22 protein-coding genes are annotated in these 19,981 nt (G+C 54.1%); 12 read left to right on the forward strand and 10 right to left on the reverse strand.

From position 1 onward, the window contains the following. Nucleotides 1-185 (forward strand): zinc ribbon domain-containing protein (locus tag F3J40_RS24945; protein ID WP_240155530.1); only part of this gene is annotated, 185 nt, incomplete at its 5' end. 144 nt (nucleotides 186-329) lie between these two features. On the opposite strand, the gene F3J40_RS18365 is transcribed toward F3J40_RS24945, so the two are convergent. Beyond that, nucleotides 330-587, reverse strand: a complete 258-nt coding sequence (locus F3J40_RS18365; protein ID WP_167016891.1) for a tautomerase family protein — start codon at nucleotides 585-587, stop codon at nucleotides 330-332. Between the two features lie 373 nt (nucleotides 588-960). Here F3J40_RS18365 and F3J40_RS18370 point away from each other — a divergent pair, with 373 nt between their 5' ends. The 7 genes from F3J40_RS18370 (at nucleotide 961) to F3J40_RS18400 (ending at nucleotide 7,358) form a co-directional block, all read left to right on the forward strand. Continuing rightward, nucleotides 961-1,722: a transporter substrate-binding domain-containing protein gene (locus F3J40_RS18370; protein ID WP_205297432.1), complete on the forward strand. Its 762-nt coding sequence runs from the start codon at nucleotides 961-963 to the stop codon at nucleotides 1,720-1,722. A gap of 85 nt (nucleotides 1,723-1,807) precedes the next feature. Next, nucleotides 1,808-2,635 carry an amino acid ABC transporter ATP-binding protein gene (locus tag F3J40_RS18375; RefSeq protein WP_017348915.1) on the forward strand — a complete coding sequence of 276 codons (828 nt, stop codon included), beginning with the start codon at nucleotides 1,808-1,810 and terminating at the stop codon, nucleotides 2,633-2,635. 13 nt (nucleotides 2,636-2,648) lie between these two features. Next, nucleotides 2,649-3,320: an amino acid ABC transporter permease gene (locus F3J40_RS18380; RefSeq protein ID WP_167016893.1), complete on the forward strand. Its 672-nt coding sequence runs from the start codon at nucleotides 2,649-2,651 to the stop codon at nucleotides 3,318-3,320. A 12-nt stretch (nucleotides 3,321-3,332) separates the two neighbouring features. Beyond that, the gene (locus F3J40_RS18385) at nucleotides 3,333-3,998 is read left to right on the forward strand and encodes an amino acid ABC transporter permease (protein WP_167016894.1); all 666 of its coding nucleotides are present in this window, start codon (nucleotides 3,333-3,335) and stop codon (nucleotides 3,996-3,998) included. Nucleotides 3,999-4,049: 51 nt separating this feature from the next. Further along, complete coding sequence (locus tag F3J40_RS18390; RefSeq protein ID WP_167016895.1) at nucleotides 4,050-5,324, forward strand: NAD(P)/FAD-dependent oxidoreductase; 1,275 nt, start codon at nucleotides 4,050-4,052, stop codon at nucleotides 5,322-5,324. 53 nt (nucleotides 5,325-5,377) lie between these two features. Next, nucleotides 5,378-6,400, forward strand: a complete 1,023-nt coding sequence (locus F3J40_RS18395; protein WP_167016896.1) for a proline racemase family protein — start codon at nucleotides 5,378-5,380, stop codon at nucleotides 6,398-6,400. A gap of 85 nt (nucleotides 6,401-6,485) precedes the next feature. Next, entirely contained in the window at nucleotides 6,486-7,358 is an 873-nt protein-coding gene (locus F3J40_RS18400) for a shikimate dehydrogenase family protein (protein WP_167016897.1), read from the forward strand. Nucleotides 7,359-7,396: 38 nt separating this feature from the next. Here F3J40_RS18400 and nth read toward each other — a convergent pair whose 3' ends face one another. From nth to ydgT, 9 genes are all read right to left on the reverse strand, one after another. Then, nucleotides 7,397-8,032 (reverse strand): endonuclease III, encoded by a 636-nt coding sequence (gene nth, locus F3J40_RS18405; protein WP_017348909.1) that lies wholly within the window; start codon nucleotides 8,030-8,032, stop codon nucleotides 7,397-7,399. A gap of 14 nt (nucleotides 8,033-8,046) precedes the next feature. Next, nucleotides 8,047-8,751 (reverse strand): electron transport complex subunit E, encoded by a 705-nt coding sequence (locus F3J40_RS18410; RefSeq protein WP_167016898.1) that lies wholly within the window; start codon nucleotides 8,749-8,751, stop codon nucleotides 8,047-8,049. Beyond that, the gene (gene rsxG, locus F3J40_RS18415) at nucleotides 8,744-9,376 is read right to left on the reverse strand and encodes an electron transport complex subunit RsxG (protein WP_017348907.1); all 633 of its coding nucleotides are present in this window, start codon (nucleotides 9,374-9,376) and stop codon (nucleotides 8,744-8,746) included. Before rsxG ends, F3J40_RS18410 begins: the two co-directional genes overlap by 8 nt. 3 nt (nucleotides 9,377-9,379) lie before the next feature. Next, nucleotides 9,380-10,438, reverse strand: coding sequence for an electron transport complex subunit RsxD (gene rsxD, locus F3J40_RS18420; protein ID WP_017348906.1), 1,059 nt, complete (start codon nucleotides 10,436-10,438; stop codon nucleotides 9,380-9,382). After that, a complete protein-coding gene (gene rsxC, locus F3J40_RS18425; protein ID WP_167016899.1) occupies nucleotides 10,439-12,868 on the reverse strand; it encodes an electron transport complex subunit RsxC in 2,430 nt (809 codons plus the stop codon). Continuing rightward, nucleotides 12,861-13,439 (reverse strand): electron transport complex subunit RsxB, encoded by a 579-nt coding sequence (gene rsxB, locus F3J40_RS18430; RefSeq protein WP_167016900.1) that lies wholly within the window; start codon nucleotides 13,437-13,439, stop codon nucleotides 12,861-12,863. Before rsxB ends, rsxC begins: the two co-directional genes overlap by 8 nt. Next, nucleotides 13,439-14,020 (reverse strand): electron transport complex subunit RsxA, encoded by a 582-nt coding sequence (rsxA, locus tag F3J40_RS18435; RefSeq protein WP_017348903.1) that lies wholly within the window; start codon nucleotides 14,018-14,020, stop codon nucleotides 13,439-13,441. Before rsxA ends, rsxB begins: the two co-directional genes overlap by 1 nt. 124 nt (nucleotides 14,021-14,144) lie before the next feature. Next, nucleotides 14,145-14,588 carry a DUF2569 domain-containing protein gene (locus F3J40_RS18440; protein WP_017348902.1) on the reverse strand — a complete coding sequence of 148 codons (444 nt, stop codon included), beginning with the start codon at nucleotides 14,586-14,588 and terminating at the stop codon, nucleotides 14,145-14,147. Between the two features lie 84 nt (nucleotides 14,589-14,672). Then, nucleotides 14,673-14,888, reverse strand: coding sequence for a transcription modulator YdgT (gene ydgT / locus F3J40_RS18445; protein WP_167016901.1), 216 nt, complete (start codon nucleotides 14,886-14,888; stop codon nucleotides 14,673-14,675). A 533-nt stretch (nucleotides 14,889-15,421) separates the two neighbouring features. Between ydgT and ytfQ the strand changes: the two genes are divergently transcribed. The 4 genes from ytfQ to yjfF are packed head-to-tail and all read left to right on the forward strand — an operon-like array spanning nucleotide 15,422 to nucleotide 19,974. Beyond that, nucleotides 15,422-16,378: a galactofuranose ABC transporter, galactofuranose-binding protein YtfQ gene (gene ytfQ, locus F3J40_RS18450; RefSeq protein ID WP_167016902.1), complete on the forward strand. Its 957-nt coding sequence runs from the start codon at nucleotides 15,422-15,424 to the stop codon at nucleotides 16,376-16,378. 59 nt (nucleotides 16,379-16,437) lie between these two features. Continuing rightward, complete coding sequence (gene ytfR / locus F3J40_RS18455) at nucleotides 16,438-17,958, forward strand: galactofuranose ABC transporter, ATP-binding protein YtfR (protein ID WP_167016903.1); 1,521 nt, start codon at nucleotides 16,438-16,440, stop codon at nucleotides 17,956-17,958. Beyond that, nucleotides 17,951-18,967: a galactofuranose ABC transporter, ATP-binding protein YtfT gene (ytfT, locus tag F3J40_RS18460; RefSeq protein ID WP_167016904.1), complete on the forward strand. Its 1,017-nt coding sequence runs from the start codon at nucleotides 17,951-17,953 to the stop codon at nucleotides 18,965-18,967. Before ytfR ends, ytfT begins: the two co-directional genes overlap by 8 nt. Then, nucleotides 18,964-19,974 carry a galactofuranose ABC transporter, permease protein YjfF gene (yjfF, locus tag F3J40_RS18465; protein WP_167016905.1) on the forward strand — a complete coding sequence of 337 codons (1,011 nt, stop codon included), beginning with the start codon at nucleotides 18,964-18,966 and terminating at the stop codon, nucleotides 19,972-19,974. Before ytfT ends, yjfF begins: the two co-directional genes overlap by 4 nt. Nucleotides 19,975-19,981: the final 7 nt, after the last annotated feature.

The raw sequence follows: 19,981 nt of genomic DNA on the forward strand, positions 1-19,981 counted from the left end.
ATAACCGTCAGTCTCAATCCCGCTTTATTTGTATTGCGTGCGGTTATAAAGAGAACGCGGATATAAACGGCGCGCGTAATATTTTAGCGGCAGGACATGCCGTTTTAGCCTGTGAAGTGAACGGTGCGTTAATGCCGTCAGCAGCAGGAACCCGGCGACTGAGCAATCAGGTAGCCACCCTGTAATGGGGATCCCCCACCTGAGTCGCGTAGCGTGAAGGTGGGGGAGGATGTCAAAAAACCTCTCTTTGATGGTAATAAACTACACACATCAAAATCAGGCGATGAAACAAAAGCATGGACAGGCTCGGCAGTCCCGGCTTTTACTCACTATACGACGTTGCTTTCGCTGCTGACCTTGTTTAACACACCACCCACGGCCCAATGGGTGCGTTCCACTTCGCTCACAATGACCTGAATATCTGCCGCTGGGCATTTGGCTATTCTGGCGGTCTCTGTGGTCAGCGCTTCTACTAACTCAATACGCTGTGCTTCTGTTCTGCCTGTCAGCATTTCAACCCGAATCATTGGCATATCACTCTTCCTGTCGTTGGTTAATGTGGGATTACTGCAATTGCAAGGCCACATTAAAACCAATAGTCGACATTTTGTCGACCATTAGTGATAAATAACAGTGATAACCTTCCAATGCATTGATTTTGTTAGGTATTATTAATTTCCTGTAAAATCAGGGAAATTCTAATATATGAAAAACCTATCACACTTTTGAACTAATCCCGTTGACAGAATGTTGTCATTGTCGACAAATTATATGCAACGAAAGGCGGATTTCGCAGCGTGTGAAAGCGCCGGGCGTGAGGGACTTGCAGGCATCGTGTTTCTTTAGCAACACCAGCGTTTTATAAAATTAAAATCGAGGATGCAGAACATGTTTACTATTTTCAGGACCGTTAGCAAGACGATAAGTTGTAGCCTTTTTCTGAGCAGTTTGCTGGTCGCTATGCCTTCTCATGCGGATGATGCCAGCCGGTGGCAACAGGTAAAAGCCAGCGGCGTGCTGCGTTGTGGTGTCGCCGCTTCTCCGCCCTATGTGATGCGCGACCCAAGAACCGGTGATTACTCCGGTATTTTCCCGGAACTGTGTCGCCACTTCGCGACTGACGTACTGAAAGTAAAACCTGAATTTGTCGATACCAACTGGGACAACATTGTCGCGGGTTTGCAGTCTGAAAAATGGGATATCTCCCTGCCCCTGAACGATACCCCCGAACGGCGCAAAGCCATCGCCTTTTCTGCGCCCGCTGTCGACTACAGCATCACGTTTGCCTACAACAAAAAGAACCCCAAAATCGCCCCAGGCTCACACCAGTTGGCCGATATCGATAAACCGAATATCACCGTCATTGTGATGTCAGGGACTGCCGCGGATAAAGCTGTGTCTGGCGAACTGAAACAGGCCCGCATTATGCGTCTGCCTGGCTTTGATGAGACGCGCCTGGCCCTGATGTCGAAACGTGGTGATGTTCTGGCGGATGACAACATGTCCAACATGTTGCTGAAATCGGCGCATGAAGACTGGGTGAACATCCTGGTGCCAAATCCTCTGCTGGCGTCACAGGGTATTGCTATTGGCGTGCGTAAAGATACGCCAGCGGCAGATGTTGATGAACTTAACCAGTTCATTCAGACGGAGCGTAGCAATGGTGAAGTCGATAAGCTCCTCAAACAATCGGTACAAGCCACGCTCGCACAAGCCCATTAATGCTTTTGGCCCGTAGGCTGTTTGTTTTCTACGGGTTACTCACTGGAAACAGACCAACCGTGCGCCACGCACTGGAGAGAGAGTCATGCATTCGTTAGCGACTAAAGAGGATTTGTCACTCGACAATTCACGTGAGACCGTCAGCCCGCTGGTCGCGGCTGGCAAGTTCGTGCAGTTCCGCGATGTTTACAAAGCCTACAGCGACAAATTAATCGTGATGGACGGATTAAATCTCGATATGCGGGCAGACGACCGTTTGGTGATTATCGGACCAAGCGGCAGCGGTAAAAGTACCTTATTACGCGTGATGATGGGGCTGGAAGAGGTCGAAAGGGGCGAAATCCGTTTTGAAGGTGAGACCTACATTGCCGGGACCGGCCATAAACATCAGCGCATTGATAGCGAGATCCAGAAAAAAATTGGCATGGTGTTTCAGCACTACACGCTATTCCCCCATCTTTCGGTGTTAAGCAATTTGACGCTGGCACCCGTCAAGGTCAGAGGGATGTCACTGAAAGATGCCACCGAAAGTGCGCGTAAATACATGAGCCTGTTGGGTCTGGAGAGCAAGCTGAATGCGTACCCCAGCCAGCTTTCGGGCGGGCAAAAACAGCGTGTTGCGATTGCGCGTGCCCTGATGCTGGAACCGCAGCTGATGCTGTTCGATGAGGTGACTTCCGCGCTGGACCCCGAAATGGTGGTCGAGGTGCAGAACGTGATGTTGAAACTGGCGGAACAGAAAATGGCCATGATCATTGTCACACACGACATGCATTTTGCCCGTGACATCGCCACGCGGGTGGTGTTCTGCGCCGGGGGCAAAGTGGTGGAAGAGGGGCCGCCGGATCAGATATTTAAATGCCCACAGCAGCCACGCACCCGCGAGTTCCTTAATAAAGTCCTTCATCTGTAGTGGGTACTGAAAAATGGATTATCACTTTGATTTTAGTTTTCTGACGGGGCACATCGGTGAACTGTTAGGCGGATTAAAAGTCACCATTGAATTAGCCCTGGCGGCTAATGCCATGGGGATTGTGTTGGGATTTGTGTTGTGTTTGATGGCAATGAGTCCGTGGAAAATCATTCGTTTTCCTACGCAGCTCTTTATTGAATTTTTCCGTTGTACTCCAGCGCTGCTGCAAATTATTTGGTTCTTCTACTGTATTCCGATGATGGTGGATTTCTTTATTGATCCGTTTGTCATGGGCGTATTAGCTCTGGGACTCAACCTGAGTGCCTTCAATGCTGAAGCCTATCGTGCCGGTGTGCAGGCAGTGCCGCGTGAACATCTCGATGCTTGTGTAGCGCTGGGGCTTAAGCCTTACCAACGTACCCTGTATGTGATTTTGCCACAGGCACTGCGCACCTCACTGCCGGTGTTACTGACCAATGGCATCGGGACTCTGCAGCAGAGTGCGCTGGTAGCGATTGTTGCCATCTCAGATCTGATGTATGTCGCGAAGAGTATTGCCACAGACTCCTACCGTCCGCTGGAGATCTACTCGCTGGTGGCGCTTGTCTACTTCTTTATGTCGGTGCCGTTTTCCAAACTTGTGCACATTATTGAGCGTCGTCAGGACGCAGCCACGCAGCGCTAAGGAGAAAAAGCCATGGCTCTTGATTTCACCACCGTTTTTTCTTACTGGCAAATTCTGCTGAAAGGGTTGGGGCTGACGCTGGTTTTCACGCTCAGCAGTGCCCTGTTGGGTTCTGTTCTGGGCTTTATGATTTGTTTGCTGCGAGCTTCCGGCAAGAAGTGGATCACCTGGCCGCTGACGCTGTTTGTTGAATTCTTCCGTGGCACACCGTTGCTGATTCAGCTGTTCTGGATCTTCTTCTGTTTGCCGGTGGTATTTCGTCTGCAAATTCCACCTTATATTTCGGTGATTATTGCACTCACCGCCTACATGGCCGCAATAACCAGCGAAACATTCCGTGGTGCGCTGAAATCAATTGCCGGTGAGCAGCATGACGCCTGTATCGCACTGGGCCTGACTTCAGCGGTGAAAGTGATTTACGTGGTGATGCCGCAAACGTTACTGCGTTCGATTCCGCCGCTGCTCTCCAACGTGGTGAGCTTATTTAAAGAGAGTGCGCTGATCTCGTCCGTCGGAATTGCCGATCTGATGTTTGTAGGACAGAACATTTCGAACAGTACCGCTCAGCCGGTCGAGTTTTTAACCGCAACCGGGATTATCTATTTCTGTGTGGCTTATCCACTCACGCGCCTGGTCGGGCTGGTGGAAGGCAAAATGCTCCGGCGCTTTGCTTATTAACAGCGGGCTTTTGGTGAGCGGGCAAGTTTATTTTTGGTGAGGGTTTGTCAGTTGAATACGATTTCCGGTAAGCCAACCGCAGCAGCGGGTGAACATGCAGTGATTGTCGGTGGTGGAATTGTGGGTGTGTGCTGTGCGCTTTATCTGCAACGCGAAGGGGTAGACGTCACGTTGATCGACCCGGCAGATGCAGGAGAAAGCACGGCAAAATGGAGCTGTGGCCAACTCTCGGTAGGGGAAATTATCCCACTGTCTAAACCGGGTATTTTAACCAAAATCCCTGGCTGGATGTTGGATCAAACCGGCCCGCTGGCACTTCGCCCGCAGGCATTACCGGGATTGATCCCCTGGTTTATGCGTTTTCTCGGTAATGCTCGCCATTCTCGTATTGAGGATATTGCGCAATCCATGGCGACGCTGACACGGCGAGTGTTTGATGACTATGCCCAGTTGCTGGATGAACCTGAATTACAGGCGCTGATCGTCAATCGCCCGGTGATGCAGGTGTTTGATTCACCTGCTGGCGTTGATAGCGAGCGTGAGCATAATGTGTTGCGCAAGCAGCTGGGTTTTGCCAGCCAGATTGTGAACGGTGATGAGATTGCCGCACTTGAGCCGACGCTGGCCGGTAAATTCAATCACGGCATTGTGCTGCCACAGTGGCGTTTCGTTACTGATACCGAAGGTTTTATTGTCGCGCTGACGCAGCGTTTCCTCGCCAAAGGGGGCAAGCGCATTAAAGCCAGCGTGAGCCATTTCCAGCAATCAGGCCAACGTGCTACGGCTGTGGTACTGAACAGCGGCGAAAACATCAGCGCGGATCACTTTGTGGTCTCTTCGGGGATTGGGGCGCGTCGCTTCTTTAATCAACTGGGGATTAACGTGCCGTTACAGCCGGTTGCGGGCTATCAGGCTGTGGTGAAAAATCCGGGTGTCTCGCTGAATCACTCGATTATTTATGGTGATGGTGGTTTCTGCTTCACCCCCATGACGCGTGGTTTACAGATTGGCGGTACCATCGAATTTGCCGGTAACAGCACGCAGCCGAATTTTAAACGTGCGGAATTGATTTTAGCCAAAGCGCGTAAAGTGCTGCCGCAGATGAATACGCAAGAGGTTGAGTTTGGCGTTGGCTATCGTCCATTATTGCCCGATACCAAGCCTGTGATCGATCGTTCAGCCACGCTCAGTAATGTGTTATTAGCGATTGGGCACGGCCAACTCGGCCTGACTTTAGGTGCGGTGACCGGCCGCTTAATTGCGGATCTGGCGGTACAACGCAACAGCGACATTAATCTTGCTCCCTTTAGCGCCTACCGCTTTTAAGCTTCAGGCAAGTGCAACTTTATCCAGAAATAGCGATTTATTGAGGTAATAACATGCGTTGGAACAGAACACTGCAGGTCGTGGGCGTACACTGCGAAGGTGAAATAGGGAAAGTGATCACCGGTGGGGTGATTAGCATCCCCGGTGAGACCATGCTCGACAAAATGAATTACATCAACGAAGTCGACGATAGCCTGCGCAAAATGGTCACGATGGAACCGCGTGGCTGTTTGCAGATGTCGGTTAACCTGCTGCTGCCACCCACCCGGCCAGAAGCCCACGCGGGCTTTATCGTTTTACAGTCAGATAAAGCCCACCCGATGTCAGGCAGTAACTCGATTTGTGTGGTGACCGCGCTGCTGGAACTGGGCATGGTGCCGATGCAGGAACCGATTACCGAGGTGATTCTTGATACGCCTGCCGGTCTGGTCACCGCACGCGCTACCTGTAGCAATGGCCGTTGCGTTGGCGTCTCTCTGGATATGGTGGCGTCATTTGTTGAAGCGCTGGATCGGGTGATTGAGACCGAAGAGTTTGGTCCGATCAAAGCGGATATCGCCTTCGGTGGCGTCTACTATGCGCTGGTTGACGTTGAACAGATTGGCCTGACCATCGAACCGGCGAATGCACGTAAGCTGGCAGATTTTGGTGTGGCAATCCGCAATCAGGTGAATCGCCAGTTCAAGGTTAAACATCCGCTCTATCCGGGCATTGAGAGTGTGGCATACACCATGTTCCGCAACCGGGACAACCATCCGGTGTACCAAACCTGTACCACGCTACCGCCAGGCCGCGTTGACCGTTCGCCTTGCGGTACGGGTAGCTCGGCGAATCTGGCTTCACTGGCGGCGCGTGGCCTGGTGGAAACCGGCAGCAAATTGACCTCGCAGTCAATTATTGGCAGCGAATTCAACGTTGAACTGCTGGGCACCACCACGGTTGCTGATAAACCGGCGGTGTTACCTCGCGTGCAGGGGCGGGCGTGGATTTACAGCATCGAACAGATGGGCTGGGACCCGGAAGATCCGTTGGCAAAAGGCTTTATGTTGAGTGACACCTGGGGCGAAGCCTTCTAACGTCGCTCTCGTCCTTATTTTTTCCTGTTCATTCAATCCGACGTGGGTCGGATTGAAGGGATTCTTGCACGTTGAGGAAAGTAAAATGATAACTGGTAAAACACGCGTTTTTTATATGGTCGCCGATCCCATTGATCAGGTTCGTACCCCGGAAATATTTAATAAGGTGCTGCCGTTATGCGGCATTGATGCCGTAATGGTGCCATTACAGGTGAGCCCGGATAATTTAGTCGAGACGGTACGCGAAATATTTAAGGCAGAAAATACGGCGGGGATGGTGTTATCTATTCCACATAAAACCGATGCGGCTGAATTAGTGGATTCACGCTCTAAGATTGCAGCCACGGCGAATGCCGTCAATGCGATTCGTCGTAATGCGCAGGGGGAACTTGAAGGAGACCTGTTCGACGGCGTGGGTTTTGTAAAATCGCTGGAGCGCTATGAGATGCCTTATCAAGGCAAACGTATTCTCCTGTTAGGGGCAGGTGGTGCGGGCAGTGCGATTGCCGTTGCGTTGGCCGCGACACAACCTTCACACCTCGCTATTTTTGATCCAGAAACCGATCGCGCAACCCGCCTGGCCAGTTCGATTACCGCCAGCTTCGGCGTGGATTGCATCGCAGCGAGTGATAACGATGTCACCGGTTTTGATGTGATCATCAATGCTTCACCGCTGGGGCTGCAGAAAAGTGACCCGCTGCCGGTGCCGTCGCACAACTTCGATGCATCAGCCGTGGTGTGCGACATCCTGATGAAGAACCAGCCGACGCCGTTACTGCAAGCGGCGATCGCCAGCGGTAACCGGGTGTTGCCGGGCTTTGATATGTTAATTCTGCAAACCCCGCTATTCCTGGAGTTCTTTGGATTGCAAACGGTCGCTGATTTCTTACGTCAGGATGATTCGGAAGTGCGCCGCATGTTGTTCCCACAGGAACTCGGCTGGATGGTAGAACATTGAGACCATCGCCTGCCGTTTTGCGGCAGGCGATAGCAGGATTAAATATCGACCTTCTCGCGAAATTCGCACAGGTCTTCAATTAGGCAGGAACCACAGCGCGGTTTACGGGCGACACAGGTGTAACGACCGTGCAGAATCAACCAGTGGTGGCAGTCGACTTTAAAATCCTTCGGCACCACTTTCAGCAGCCGATCTTCAACTTGCTCCACGTTTTTTCCTGGGGCAAAGTTGGTCCGGTTACAGACGCGAAAAATGTGCGTATCGACGGCAATTGTTGGCCAGCCGAACGCGGTATTCAACACCACATTGGCGGTTTTACGGCCTACGCCCGGCAGTGCTTCCAGGGCTGCACGATCTTCTGGTACTTCACCGTTATGCTGCTCCAGCAGAATGCGGCAAGTCTTAATGACATTTTCCGCCTTACTGTTAAACAGGCCGATGGTCTTGATGTACTCCTTTACCCCATCCACGCCGAGTGCCAACATTGCGGCGGGGGTATTGGCCACCGGATAGAGCCTGGCGGTGGCTTTATTAACACTGACATCGGTCGCTTGTGCGGAAAGTAATACCGCAATTAAGAGTTCAAAAGAGGAGCTGAAATTCAGCTCCGTGGTCGGGTGAGGATTATTTTGTTGTAAGCGACTGAGGATCTCGACGCGTTTATTCTGATTCACATGGCTTCCTGCAATTAATGACCGTGGCTGTGGCCTTGAGGGGCACTGTACTCCACCACTGTCTCACCGCGTTTCAATGCACGCTGTTTGGTTTTTTGGTCAATCAGGTATTTACCTGCCAGCAACATACCCAGGCCGATAAATGCGCCTGGTGGCAACATGGCAAGGAGCATTGGGGAGTCAAAATGCACCACCTGCACTTTGAGGACTTTGGCCCACGGCCCCAGCAGTTGATCAGCGCCGGCAAAAATGGTGCCGCTGCCTATAATTTCGCGAATGCAGCCCAGCGTGGTCATCGCGCAGGTTGCCCCCATACCAATGGCGAAGCCATCCAGCGCCGCCAGCGGAACGCTGCTTTTTGATGCGACCGCTTCCGCACGGCCCACCACAATACAGTTGGTGACGATCAGCGGGATAAAGATCCCTAACGATTCATACAATCCGTAGGCATAGGCGTTGATTAGCATCTGCACGCAACTCACCACCGAAGCGATAATCATCACGTAGATAGGAATACGAATATCTGCCGGTGCCCAGCGACGGGTCAGTGAGATAAAACTGTTGGTTAATGTCAGAACCAACGTCGTCGCCAGCCCGAGCCCCAGGGCGTTGGTGGCGGTAGAGGTCACGGCCAGCAGGGGACAGAGCCCCAGCAGCTGCACCAGGGAAGAGTTGTTCTTCCACAGCCCACCGATCAACAGTTCTTTAGCTTCACTCATTGCTGTCTCCACACTCGGTCAGGGACGCGAGTTTGTCTGGCAAGGTTTCAATATACAGTGCGGTGCGTTTGGTTGCATTCACCACCGCGCGAGGCGTAATGGTGGCACCGGTAAATTGATCAAATTCACCGCCATCCTTTTTCACCGCAAAATTCTTATCATCGCTACCGTGGACCACTTTACCGTTAAAACTCAGGATCCAGTTAGAGATACGCAGTTCGATTTTATCACCGAGGCCAGGTGTTTCATGGTGCTCAACCACGCGAACCCCCAGCACTTTGCCGTGGAAATCGGCACCCACCAGCATCTGAATATTACCAGAGTAGCCGTCAGGGGCTGTGGTCTCCAGTGCGGCCGCGACCGGCGTGTTGCCTTTACGCGCAATATACAGATGGTGTGGATTGCTGTTTCCCAGCGCTGGATCGGCCACCACATAGCACTCTTGCTGAATGCGGTTGTCATACAGCTCGGTCGGAACCACCTGATCCAGCAGGTTTTTCTGTTGCAATGCCGTTTGGTGTTCCACCGTCGGTTTGGTGACGTGATAGACCACTGCAGTCACCCCGGTAGTGGCTGCGGCAAAGATGGCCAGCGTCATGCCGTTTTTACGAATTGCGTCCAGCATGGCTTACTCCTTACGGTGGCCATACACCCGAGGTTGGGTGTAGTAATCAATTAACGGTACACAGATGTTAGCCAACAGTACGGCAAAGGCCACACCGTCTGGATATCCACCAAAGCTGCGGATCAGCCATACCAGCAAGCCGATAAGTGCGCCATAAATCAGGCGACCACGGTTGGTGGTAGAGGCGGTGACGGGGTCGGTGGCGATGAAAAACGCACCCAACATCGTCGCGCCTGAGAACAGGTGGATCATCGGGGTATTCAGGCTGGAAGGGGAGAACCACCAACCCAGGGTGGCGCAGAATGCCAGGGCCGCCAGCATACTGACCGGGATCTGCCAGCGAATGGCATTTTTCCACAGCATGAACAGACCACCCAGCAGATACCCTACGTTAATCCACTGCCAGCCCAGGCCCGCCAGCACACCGGTATAGATCGGCTCTGCAAGCAGTTGTCCTGCGCTGTGGCCCGCTCGCAGGCCGGTTTTGAAATTATCCAGCGGCGTTGCCTGGCTGACGCCATCCGCACCCAGCGCCAGTTGCTGCATGGTGTCTCCAGCCAGCGTATGGCCGGTGAAGATCATGCTGAGGGAGTCGAGTAAACCAGGACGGATCACCTGCAAGGCTTCCGGCGGCATCCAGCTGGTCATCTGTACCGGGAATGAGATCAGTAGCACCACATAACCGACCATCGCCGGGTTAAACGGATTTTGTCCAAGACCGCCATATAGCTGTTTGGCAATCACAATGGCGAAGAAGGTGCCGATCACCACCAGCCACCACGGGGCTAACGGTGGCAGGCTGATACCAATCAGTACGGCGGTTAATAACGCTGAGTTATCCGCCAGGTTTGGCACTACCGGCGCGCGGCGCAGGCGCAGAATCGCCGCCTCGGCAATCCACGCGGTGAGCGTGGCAATCAGAACCTGGATGACGCTGCCGTAGCCAAAGAACCAGCACTGTGCCGCAAAGCCAGGCACAGCAGCCAGTACCACCAATAGCATGATGTTGCCCGTGCTGCGGCGATTGTGGGTGTAAGGGGAACTTGCAATACGAAAAGCCATTTAATCCTCAATCGTCGTCGACGGCTGCTGCGCTTTACGCGCTTTAGCTCGGGCAATCGCAGCGGCTACCGCTGCTTTTCGGGCATCTTCTGGCGCGGCAGGTGCAACCGCCGTCTCTTCCGTGACCGTATTCTGATTCTCTACTGCTGCGGGTTCCGCTTTCGCTGCCTCGGCCTTTTTTGCTTTAGCACGGGCAATGGCGGCTTCCACTGCGGCTTTACGTGGGTCGACCGGTGCAGCTTCGGCGGCGGGTTCAGCCGCTGGTGCTGGCTCAGTAACCGGTGCAGGTTCAGCCCCGGCGGCAGCGGCTTTCTTCGCCTTAGCGCGGGCAATGGCGGCTTCCACTGCGGCCTTGCGTGGGTCAACCGGTGCCGCTTCGGCGGCAGGTTCAACTGCTGGTGCTGGCTCAGCAACCGGTGCAGGTTCAGCTCCGGCGGCAGCGGCTTTCTTCGCCTTAGCACGGGCAATGGCGGCTTCCACTGCGGCTTTGCGTGGGTCGACCGGTGCCGCTTCGGTGGCAGGCTCAGCAACCGGTGCAGGTTCAGCTCCGGCGGCAGCGGCTTTCTTCGCTTTAGCACGGGCAATGGCGGCTTCCACTGCGGCTTTACGTGGGTCGACCGGTGCCGCTTCGGTGGCAGACTCAGCAACCGGCGCAGGTTCAGCGCCGGCGGCAGCGGCTTTCTTCGCTTTAGCGCGGGCAATGGCGGCTTCCACTGCGGCTTTACGTGGGTCAACCGCCGCAGCTTCGGCAACGGGTGCGGATTCAGCAACCGGCGCAGGTTCAGCTCCGGCAGCAGCAGCTTTCTTCGCTTTAGCACGGGCTAGTGCGGCTTCCACTGCGGCTTTACGCGGATCTTCCGCCTGTTTGGCTACAGGGGCCGTGGCCGCCTGGGTCTCAGCCGCAGCGGCGCGCGCTTCAGCAATTCGCGCGCTACGATCAGCCGCAGCAGATTCACTGTTCTCCCCGGAGCGTGAAACACGCTGCTTCGTCTGCTCATGGCGGGCTTCACGGGCCAGTTTCTCACGCTCAAGGCGCGCCTGACGCGCTTCAAAGCGGTTTTTGGCTTCAGCGGTGCGCTGGGCTTCGAGATCAATGGCTCGCAGCTCGGCTTTCTCCTGACGATAATACTGCACCAGCGGAATATTACTTGGACAGACGTAGGCGCAGGCACCGCACTCAATGCAGTCATCAATGTTGTGCGCACGGGCTTTATCGTGATCGGCACCCTGGCTGTACCAGAACAACTGTTGTGGCAGCAGATTCGCCGGGCAGGCGTCCGCACAGGCGCTACAACGAATGCAGGATTGCTCCTCATCGTTGTTGCCCATTTCACTGCTGGAAGGCGCAAGGATGCAGTTGGTGATCTTCACCATCGGCACATCCAGTGAGGGCAGGGTAAAGCCCATCAGCGGGCCGCCCATGATCACCATTTGCTGTTGCGCGGGGGTAAAACCGCCTTGCTGTAACAGATGGCTAACTGGCGATCCCAAACGTCCCCAGATATTACGTGGCTGCTTGAGGGCTTCACCGGTCAAGGTCACGACACGCTCGGTGATGGGTTCGCCGTTGATAATGGCGCGTTTAACCGCCCAGGCTGTCCCGACGTTCTGCATCAGCACGCCGATATCCGTTGAGCGACCGCCATGCGGCACTTCGACACCGGTCAGAATTTTGGTTAACTGCTTGGCACCACCAGAAGGGTATTTGGTGGGGATAACGCGCAGCTCCAGATCGCGGCTTCCCGCCAACGCCTGCTTCAGCGCGGCAATCGCTTCGGGTTTATTGTCTTCAATGCCGATTAACACCCGGTCTGCTTGTAATACCCAAGCCAGAATGCGGCAACCCTCCAGCACTTCAGCGGCACAGTCCTGCATCAGACGGTCATCAGCGGTGATGTAAGGTTCGCACTCGGCCGCATTGATAATCAGCGTTTTTACACCACGCAGGCCGCCGCGCAGTTTAGTCCCGGTGGGGAAACCTGCACCCCCTAACCCGGCAACGCCCGCTTCGTGAATACGGCTAATAGTTTCACTGCGCGGGTGTTCACGGTAATCCGTAAACGGAGTCAGCTCGGTCCAGCGGTCTTCACCATCCGGCGTGATAAAAATACACAGTTCAGACAACCCGGAAGGGTGGGCGGTGATATGAGGGCCAATGGCGGTGACGGTCCCCGAGGTGGGGGCATGTACCGGCAGCATGCGGCCAGTACCAAAGGTTAAGGCCTGGCCACGCAACACACGATCGCCTGGGGAGACGCAGATCTCCCCCTCGTTACCAATATGCTGTTTAAGGGGAATAATAAACCGATCGGGTAACGGCACCTGACTGAGCGGCGTGCCGTTAGACTGGGTTTTCATTTCTGGCGGATGGATACCGCCCTGGAAATCCCAGATTTTCTCTTTACGAAACAGATTGAAAATATTAAGCATGAGTCTCTACCGGGATCACCCGAACAGGAATAGTTTGCAGATCCCACTTCCAGTTGGCCGTAGTGGTAGCCACCGGGCGCATCTCAATGCAGTCGGTCGGACAGGGGGCAACGCAGAGGTCGCAGCCGGTGCAGGCATCGCTCAGGACCGTGTGTACGGCACGGGTCGCACCGACAATCGCATCGACCGGGCAAGCCTGGATACATTTGGTACAGCCGATGCAGTTGGCTTCATCAATCCATGCCACGGTACGTACCGGCTCTTTCGCGGCTTCGCCACCATCGATAGGCTGTGGCTCAACGTTGAGCAGCGCGGCCAGTTTGAGCATGGTTTGCTCACCGCCCGGTGCACATTTGTTGATCGCTTCACCGTTATTTCCCACTGCGTCTGCATACGGACGGCAGCCAGGGTAGCCGCACTGCCCACACTGGCTCTGCGGTAGTATCGCGTCGATCTGCTCAACAATCGGGTCTTCTTCGACTTCAAAGCGGCGTGAGGCATAACCTAACAACCCACCAAACACCAGGCTAAGGGCACTCAAAACAACAATAGCTATCCAAATCGCGGTCATTAGAATTTCACCAGCCCGGTGAAGCCCATAAACGCGAGTGCCATTAATCCCGCGGTGACCAGCGCGATGGAGTTACCTTTAAACGGAGCCGGAACGTTGGCCAATACCAGACGCTCACGTATACCGGCGAACAGCACCATGACCAGCGAGAAGCCCAGTGAGGCGCTGAAGCCATACACCGCAGCCTGCATGAAATTGTGATTGAGGTTCACGCTCAGCAGTGGCACACCCAGCACGGCACAGTTGGTGGTGATCAGCGGTAAGAAGATACCCAACAGGCGATAGAGTGACGGGCTGGTTTTACGTACCACCATTTCGGTGAACTGAACGGTAACCGCGATCACCAGGATATACGCCAGCGTACGTAAATAGACGAGGTCCAGCGGCACCAGAATTAAATGGTTGACCAGCCAGGCACAGATAGAGGCCAGCGTAATAACGAAAGTCGTGGCGAGCCCCATACCAATCGCCGTCTCCAGCTTTTTGGAGACGCCCATGAAGGGACACAGGCCGAGAAACTTCACCAGTACGAAGTTGTTCACCAGCACGGTGCCTACAAACAGAAGTAAATAGTTGGTCATTATTAAGCCTGGGAGTCGAAAAACACCTTATTATCAGGGATTACCAGACGTATCTCAACCTTCACCCCGCGAATCAGGGCGAAGGAGAGCACTCAGCATTAAATTCTTGACGAAACTCGCGCCATTACGGCTGCGTGAACGTGGCTTTCACTCGTTTAGAGCGCTTGAAATACGCAGAAAAACCGGCTGCCGCCAGCAGGGAGAGAAGCAACGTTTGCAACGCGCGTTGATCCGAAATCGGGCTAAAGGCAAAGGTTTTGACCGCCAATACCAGGGTCAGCAGTAGCCAGATGATGTAGTGGCGCGGTAAGCGGCTGGAACGTTTGAAAAACAGCCAGCAGATGAACAAGCTATACGCCCAAATGGCCGCTGCCGTCAGCAAAGAAATCAACCAATAGCTCAGCGCACTGCCCCCAAGAGAAAACAGTTGGGTACGCCACTGATCGTCAGCCAGACGTGACAGGTAGAGTGCTAATACCAGCGCGGTGGTTAGCAGGGTCATAATAAGCCATGCCAGCGGCAACAGTAACCAACCACCGATGCGGGGTGAGTGTGTGGAATCATTCATTACTACAGAACCTGTCTTAAGCGGAAAGACCGGTGATAATAGCATGTAATATAATTTGCCGCTTAATTAAGCCGCCGGCTGCTGTTATAGCACGTAATGCCAGACGGTTTTAGGCACACAGCCCAGATCGTAAAGTTTGCCACCAGAGGCCAGTTCAGCGCGGCGGTGATCAGCGGCACGATACATATTGATCAGTTCTTTATTATCGTCCAGAGAGTAGTGCAGATGATCATAAAGTTTTTCCAGACTTTCCGGGTTATTCACTTTACGAAATTTCATCAGGTAATCGAGAGCAGTCATGATTGCCATAATAGATAACTTAAGTATGAGCGGACCAGTATATGAAGCTTGCGGACAGAGTCTATAGGCGAGAAGTAAAAAAATGAAAAATCAGATGAAAGCAGCTAATTCTGAGAAAAAACCAGGGGGTTTTTACCGGTACGAGTATAAGGCATCCATTTGTGGGTCGACAGATGCCTATTCACCTTCCTGATACCTACGCAGGCAGCGCAAATTTTAGGATGTGCGTAACATCACAAATCAGCGCTTTACTCCCGCGCAGTGGGCGATGACGATATCAGTACGGGTGGTTGTAATCGCTTCCAAATAATTCTGCTTTAACCTGCTCACTTTATTACGATTATTTAACACTCCGCCCGGACGGCCCTAGCCAGTTTATCCATATTCGCCTGCAAAACCCCGCTCGCTTTGAGGATGGAACGTCTTTGATTTAATTAGTTTTGTGAGGTGCATCGCCATCAGTCTCCGCATTTTAGTCCAGGCTTGTGAAGCTGTTTACCCTGTACAGATAATCCCTTTAGAGGAAAAAAAATATGTGGAAACGTTTACTTCTCTCCACGCTGGTGAGCGCAGCTATGGTCGGCCCAGCACTGGCTGCGTCAATGACGGTGGGTTTCTCTCAGGTTGGCTCCGAATCGGGCTGGCGTGCAGCCGAAACCAGCGTGGCAAAAAGTGAAGCCGCGAAACGTGGTATCACGCTGAAAATTGCCGATGGCCAGCAGAAGCAGGAAAACCAGATTAAAGCGGTGCGCTCATTTATTGCACAGGGCGTGGATGCGATCTTTATTGCGCCAGTGGTGCAGACAGGCTGGGAACCGGTGTTGGAAGAGGCCAAAGATGCCAAAATTCCGGTGTTCCTGTTGGATCGCGCCATCGTGGTGAAAGACAAGTCCCTCTATCTTGCCGTCGTGACGGCGGATAACGTGCTGGAAGGGAAGTTGATTGGCGACTGGCTGGTCAAAACGGTGGCCGATAAGCCGTGTAACGTGGTGGAACTGCAGGGAACGGTAGGGGCCAGCGTTGCCATCGATCGTAAAAAAGGGTTTGCAGAGGCGATTGCCAACCATCCGAATATCAAAGTGATTCGCTCTCAGTCCGGTGATTTTACCCGCAGTAAAGGTAAAGAGGTGATGGAGAGCTTTATCAAAGCGGAAAACAACGGCAAAAATATCTGTATGGTTTACGCCCACAATGATGACATGGCGATTGGGGCCATTCAGGCAATTAAAGAGGCGGGCCTGAAACCGGGTAAAGATATTCTGACCGGTTCGATTGATGGTGTGCCGGATATTTATAAAGCCATGCTGGCGGGTGAGGCTAACGCTAACGTTGAATTAACCCCAAATATGGCAGGTCCTGCGTTCGATGCGCTGGAGAAATTTAAAAAGGATGGCACCTTGCCGCCGAAAATCATTCAAACCGAGTCACGCCTCTACTTACCTGCCGATGCGCAGGCTCAGCTCGATAAGAAAAAAGACATGGGTTATTGATACGCAGACAGCCGCCTCACCGGGCGGCTTTCTCGTTGGTCTGACGGGGAACTATGCAGATGCACGACTCAGCTTCGCCACCACTGCTCGCCATCAACGGCATCACCAAAGCCTTTCCCGGCGTTAAAGCGCTCGACAATGTCTCTTTCAGCTTGCGCAAAGGCGAGATCATGGCCTTGCTGGGGGAGAACGGCGCGGGAAAATCGACGTTAATTAAAGTGCTGACCGGGGTCTACAGCCGTGACGGCGGTAGCATCAGCCTCGCTGGGCGGGACATTAGCCCGCGTAATACCGCAGAAGCCCAGGCACTCGGGATTGGGACGGTTTACCAGGAAGTGAATCTGCTGCCGAATATGTCGGTGGCGGATAATCTGTTTATTGGCCGTGAACCGCGTCGACTGGGGATGATTGACCGAAAAAGTATGGCGCGGGCGGCGGAGGCGTTGCTGGGTGCCTACGGTTTTCAGCTGGATGTCACACGCCCTTTGGGCCATTTCTCAGTTGCGATGCAACAGATTATTGCCATTTGCCGCGCGGTGGACCTTTCTGCTCAGGTGTTGATTCTGGACGAACCCACCGCCAGTCTCGACGCCAGTGAAGTCGATATGCTGTTTAGCCTGATGCAGCAATTACGTGACAAAGGCATGGGGCTGATTTTTGTCACGCACTTTCTCGATCAGGTGTATCGCATTACCGACCGCATCACGGTGTTACGCAACGGGCAGTTTATTGCCACGCGGGATACCGCCTCACTGCCGCAAATCGAACTGGTTAAGTTGATGCTGGGGCATGAGCTGCTGGAAACGGCGCTTCAGCGTCAGGGCAGTACCTTACGCAGTGAGACGCCGACGGTGAGTTTCAGGCAGTACGGAAAAAAAGGCACCATTGCGCCTTTCGATCTCGATGTCCGGCCCGGAGAAGTGGTGGGCCTGGCCGGGCTGTTGGGCTCCGGGCGTACGGAAACGGCAGAAGTGCTGTTTGGCGTAAGGCGGGCAGATAGCGGCACGGCCACGGTGAAGGGCAAGGTGCAGCGTATCAACAACCCGGCACAGGCGTCTCGTTTGGGGATGGGGTTCTGTCCGGAAGATCGCAAGACGGATGGCATTATTGGTGCCGCCTCGGTGCGGGAAAATATCATTCTGGCGTTGCAGGCCCAGCGCGGCTGGCTGCGACCGATTAAAAAGCGCGAGCAACAGGCGCTGGCTGAACGTTTCATTCAGCATTTAGGGATTCGTACGCCTCATGCCGAGCAGCCGGTGGAGCTGCTTTCTGGCGGTAATCAGCAAAAGGTGTTGCTGTCACGCTGGCTGGTGACTAAACCGCAGTTCCTGATTCTGGATGAGCCAACGCGCGGCATCGATGTGGGGGCTCATGCGGAGATTATCCGTTTGATAGAGTCACTGTGCGCCGATGGGCTGGCGCTGTTGGTGATCTCTTCAGAGCTGGAAGAGCTGGTGGGTTACGCCGATCGCGTGGTGATCATGCGGGATTTACAGCAGGTCGCTGAAATTCCTCTGGAGCAGCTTTCGGTGGCTGCGATTGTTAACGCCATCGCGCAAGGGGGTAGTCAACATGCTTGAGTCTCATCTGCAACGGGAAAAGACGCCAAAGCGGCCGTTCCGTCTGCCTCCCGGTCTGCCGCAGGTTGCCGCGTTGATTTTGGTGTTGCTGGTCGACAGTCTGGTGGCGAATAACTTTTTTGCCATTCACATTCAGGATGGGCGGCTGTTTGGTAGTCCGGTGGATATCCTGAATCGCGCGGCACCGGTTGCCTTGTTGTCGCTGGGTATGACGTTGGTGATTGCCACCGGGGGAATCGATCTTTCGGTGGGGGCGGTGATGGCGATTGCCGGTGCGACGGCGGCCACGTTGACCGTAGCAGGTCATGGCCTGCCGTTTGTGATTGCGGCAACGCTGGCTTCCGGTTTGCTGTGCGGTTTATGGAACGGGGTGTTGGTTGCACTGCTGCGTATTCAGCCGTTTGTCGCCACGTTGATCCTGATGGTGGCAGGGCGTGGTATCGCGCAGTTGATCACTCAGGGGCAGATCGTGACGTTTGATAATGACGCGCTGGCCTGGTTTGGTAGCGGTTCCTTGTGGTGGCTACCCGTGCCCGTCTGGATCACCCTGGTGGTGGCGTTAGCCATTTGGTTGCTGACGCGCAAGACGGCATTAGGTCTGTTTATAGAAGCCGTGGGGATCAACCTGCGTGCGGCGCGTAATGCGGGCGTGACCGGCTGGCTGGTGGTGATGTCAACGTATGCCATCAGTGGGTTGTGTGCTGCGGTCGCCGGGTTGATTGTTGCGGCAGATATTCGCGGTGCGGATGCCAACAACGCCGGGCTGTGGCTGGAGCTGGATGCGATTCTCGCGGTGGTGATTGGCGGTGCTTCATTACTGGGAGGGCGTTTTAGCCTGCTGCTGTCGCTGTTGGGGTCGTTAATTATCCAGTCGATGAATACCGGGATTTTGCTTTCTGGTTTTCCGCCGGAGCTGAATCAAGTGGTGAAAGCGACGGTGGTGATGGCGGTGTTGCTGATTCAGTCTCCCCGTTTTATTGCGCTGTTTAAACGCCGAGGTTCCCGATGATAAAACGTCATTTGCCGTTGATGATCACGCTGTTGGTGTTTGTCGCCGGTTATCTGTTTTGCCTGAGCCAGTTTCCGGGGTTCGCCTCCACGCGGGTGATCGCCAATATTCTGACCGATAACGCATTTCTTGGCATTATTGCCGTCGGTATGACTTTTGTGATCCTTTCCGGCGGTATCGATCTGTCGGTGGGGGCAGTGATTGCCTTTACCGGCGTGTTTCTGGCGCGCGCAATCGGTGATTTCCATCTGAATCCGTGGTTAGCCTTTAGTCTGATTCTGTTAGCGGGGGCCTGTTTTGGTGCGCTGATGGGCTGGTTGATAGATGCGCTGAAGATTCCGGCTTTTATCATTACGCTCGCCGGGATGTTTTTCCTGCGTGGCTGTAGTTATCTGGTGTCTGAGAATTCGATTCCCATTGATCATCCCCTGTATGCGACGCTTTCGAGTCTGGCCTGGCGTATTCCCGGGGGTGGCCGATTGAGTTTGCTGGCGCTGGTGATGTTAGCCGTTGTCGCCGTGGGGATCGTGCTGGCGCACCGAACCCGTTTTGGCAATCAGGTGTATGCAATAGGTGGCAATCTGACATCGGCGCAGTTGATGGGGGTTTCTACCCGAGCCACCACGGTGAAAGTGTATATGCTGTCAACCACGCTGGCGACCCTGGCCGGAATTGTGTTTTCGGTGTATACCTCCGCAGGTTATGCCTTAGCCGGACTCGGCGTTGAGTTAGATGCGATCGCTTCGGTGGTGATTGGCGGCACGCTGCTCGCAGGCGGTGTGGGTACGGTGTTGGGGACGTTGTTTGGCGTGCTGATTCAGGGGCTGATTCAGACCTGGATTAATTTCGACGGCACGCTGAGTTCCTGGTGGACCAAGATCGCCATCGGTATCCTGCTGTTTGCGTTTATTGCTCTCCAGCGAGTGCTGACGATTATGTGGGATCGTCAGCAGAATGCGCCGGTGAAGCGTGTGGTGCCTACGCAGTCACCGGAGCAGGGGGGGTAGTTTGGGT

This window comes from Candidatus Pantoea multigeneris (assembly GCF_011752615.1).
GTDB lineage: Bacteria > Pseudomonadota > Gammaproteobacteria > Enterobacterales > Enterobacteriaceae > Pantoea > Pantoea multigeneris.

Coding starts and splice junctions, on each gene's coding strand:
- rsxC (WP_167016899.1), bottom strand. CDS start 12,868: ATGCTTAATATTTTCAATCTGTTTCGTAAAGAGAAAATCTGGGATTTC.
- F3J40_RS18375 (WP_017348915.1), top strand. CDS start 1,808: ATGCATTCGTTAGCGACTAAAGAGGATTTGTCACTCGACAATTCACGT.
- F3J40_RS18385 (WP_167016894.1), top strand. CDS start 3,333: ATGGCTCTTGATTTCACCACCGTTTTTTCTTACTGGCAAATTCTGCTG.
- F3J40_RS18370 (WP_205297432.1), top strand. CDS start 961: ATGCCTTCTCATGCGGATGATGCCAGCCGGTGGCAACAGGTAAAAGCC.
- rsxB (WP_167016900.1), bottom strand. CDS start 13,439: ATGACCGCGATTTGGATAGCTATTGTTGTTTTGAGTGCCCTTAGCCTG.
- F3J40_RS18410 (WP_167016898.1), bottom strand. CDS start 8,751: ATGAGTGAAGCTAAAGAACTGTTGATCGGTGGGCTGTGGAAGAACAAC.
- F3J40_RS18400 (WP_167016897.1), top strand. CDS start 6,486: ATGATAACTGGTAAAACACGCGTTTTTTATATGGTCGCCGATCCCATT.
- rsxG (WP_017348907.1), bottom strand. CDS start 9,376: ATGCTGGACGCAATTCGTAAAAACGGCATGACGCTGGCCATCTTTGCC.
- ytfQ (WP_167016902.1), top strand. CDS start 15,422: ATGTGGAAACGTTTACTTCTCTCCACGCTGGTGAGCGCAGCTATGGTC.
- F3J40_RS18395 (WP_167016896.1), top strand. CDS start 5,378: ATGCGTTGGAACAGAACACTGCAGGTCGTGGGCGTACACTGCGAAGGT.
- ytfT (WP_167016904.1), top strand. CDS start 17,951: ATGCTTGAGTCTCATCTGCAACGGGAAAAGACGCCAAAGCGGCCGTTC.
- yjfF (WP_167016905.1), top strand. CDS start 18,964: ATGATAAAACGTCATTTGCCGTTGATGATCACGCTGTTGGTGTTTGTC.
- ytfR (WP_167016903.1), top strand. CDS start 16,438: ATGCACGACTCAGCTTCGCCACCACTGCTCGCCATCAACGGCATCACC.
- rsxD (WP_017348906.1), bottom strand. CDS start 10,438: ATGGCTTTTCGTATTGCAAGTTCCCCTTACACCCACAATCGCCGCAGC.
- ydgT (WP_167016901.1), bottom strand. CDS start 14,888: ATGACTGCTCTCGATTACCTGATGAAATTTCGTAAAGTGAATAACCCG.
- F3J40_RS18440 (WP_017348902.1), bottom strand. CDS start 14,588: ATGAATGATTCCACACACTCACCCCGCATCGGTGGTTGGTTACTGTTG.
- F3J40_RS18380 (WP_167016893.1), top strand. CDS start 2,649: ATGGATTATCACTTTGATTTTAGTTTTCTGACGGGGCACATCGGTGAA.
- rsxA (WP_017348903.1), bottom strand. CDS start 14,020: ATGACCAACTATTTACTTCTGTTTGTAGGCACCGTGCTGGTGAACAAC.
- F3J40_RS18365 (WP_167016891.1), bottom strand. CDS start 587: ATGTGGCCTTGCAATTGCAGTAATCCCACATTAACCAACGACAGGAAG.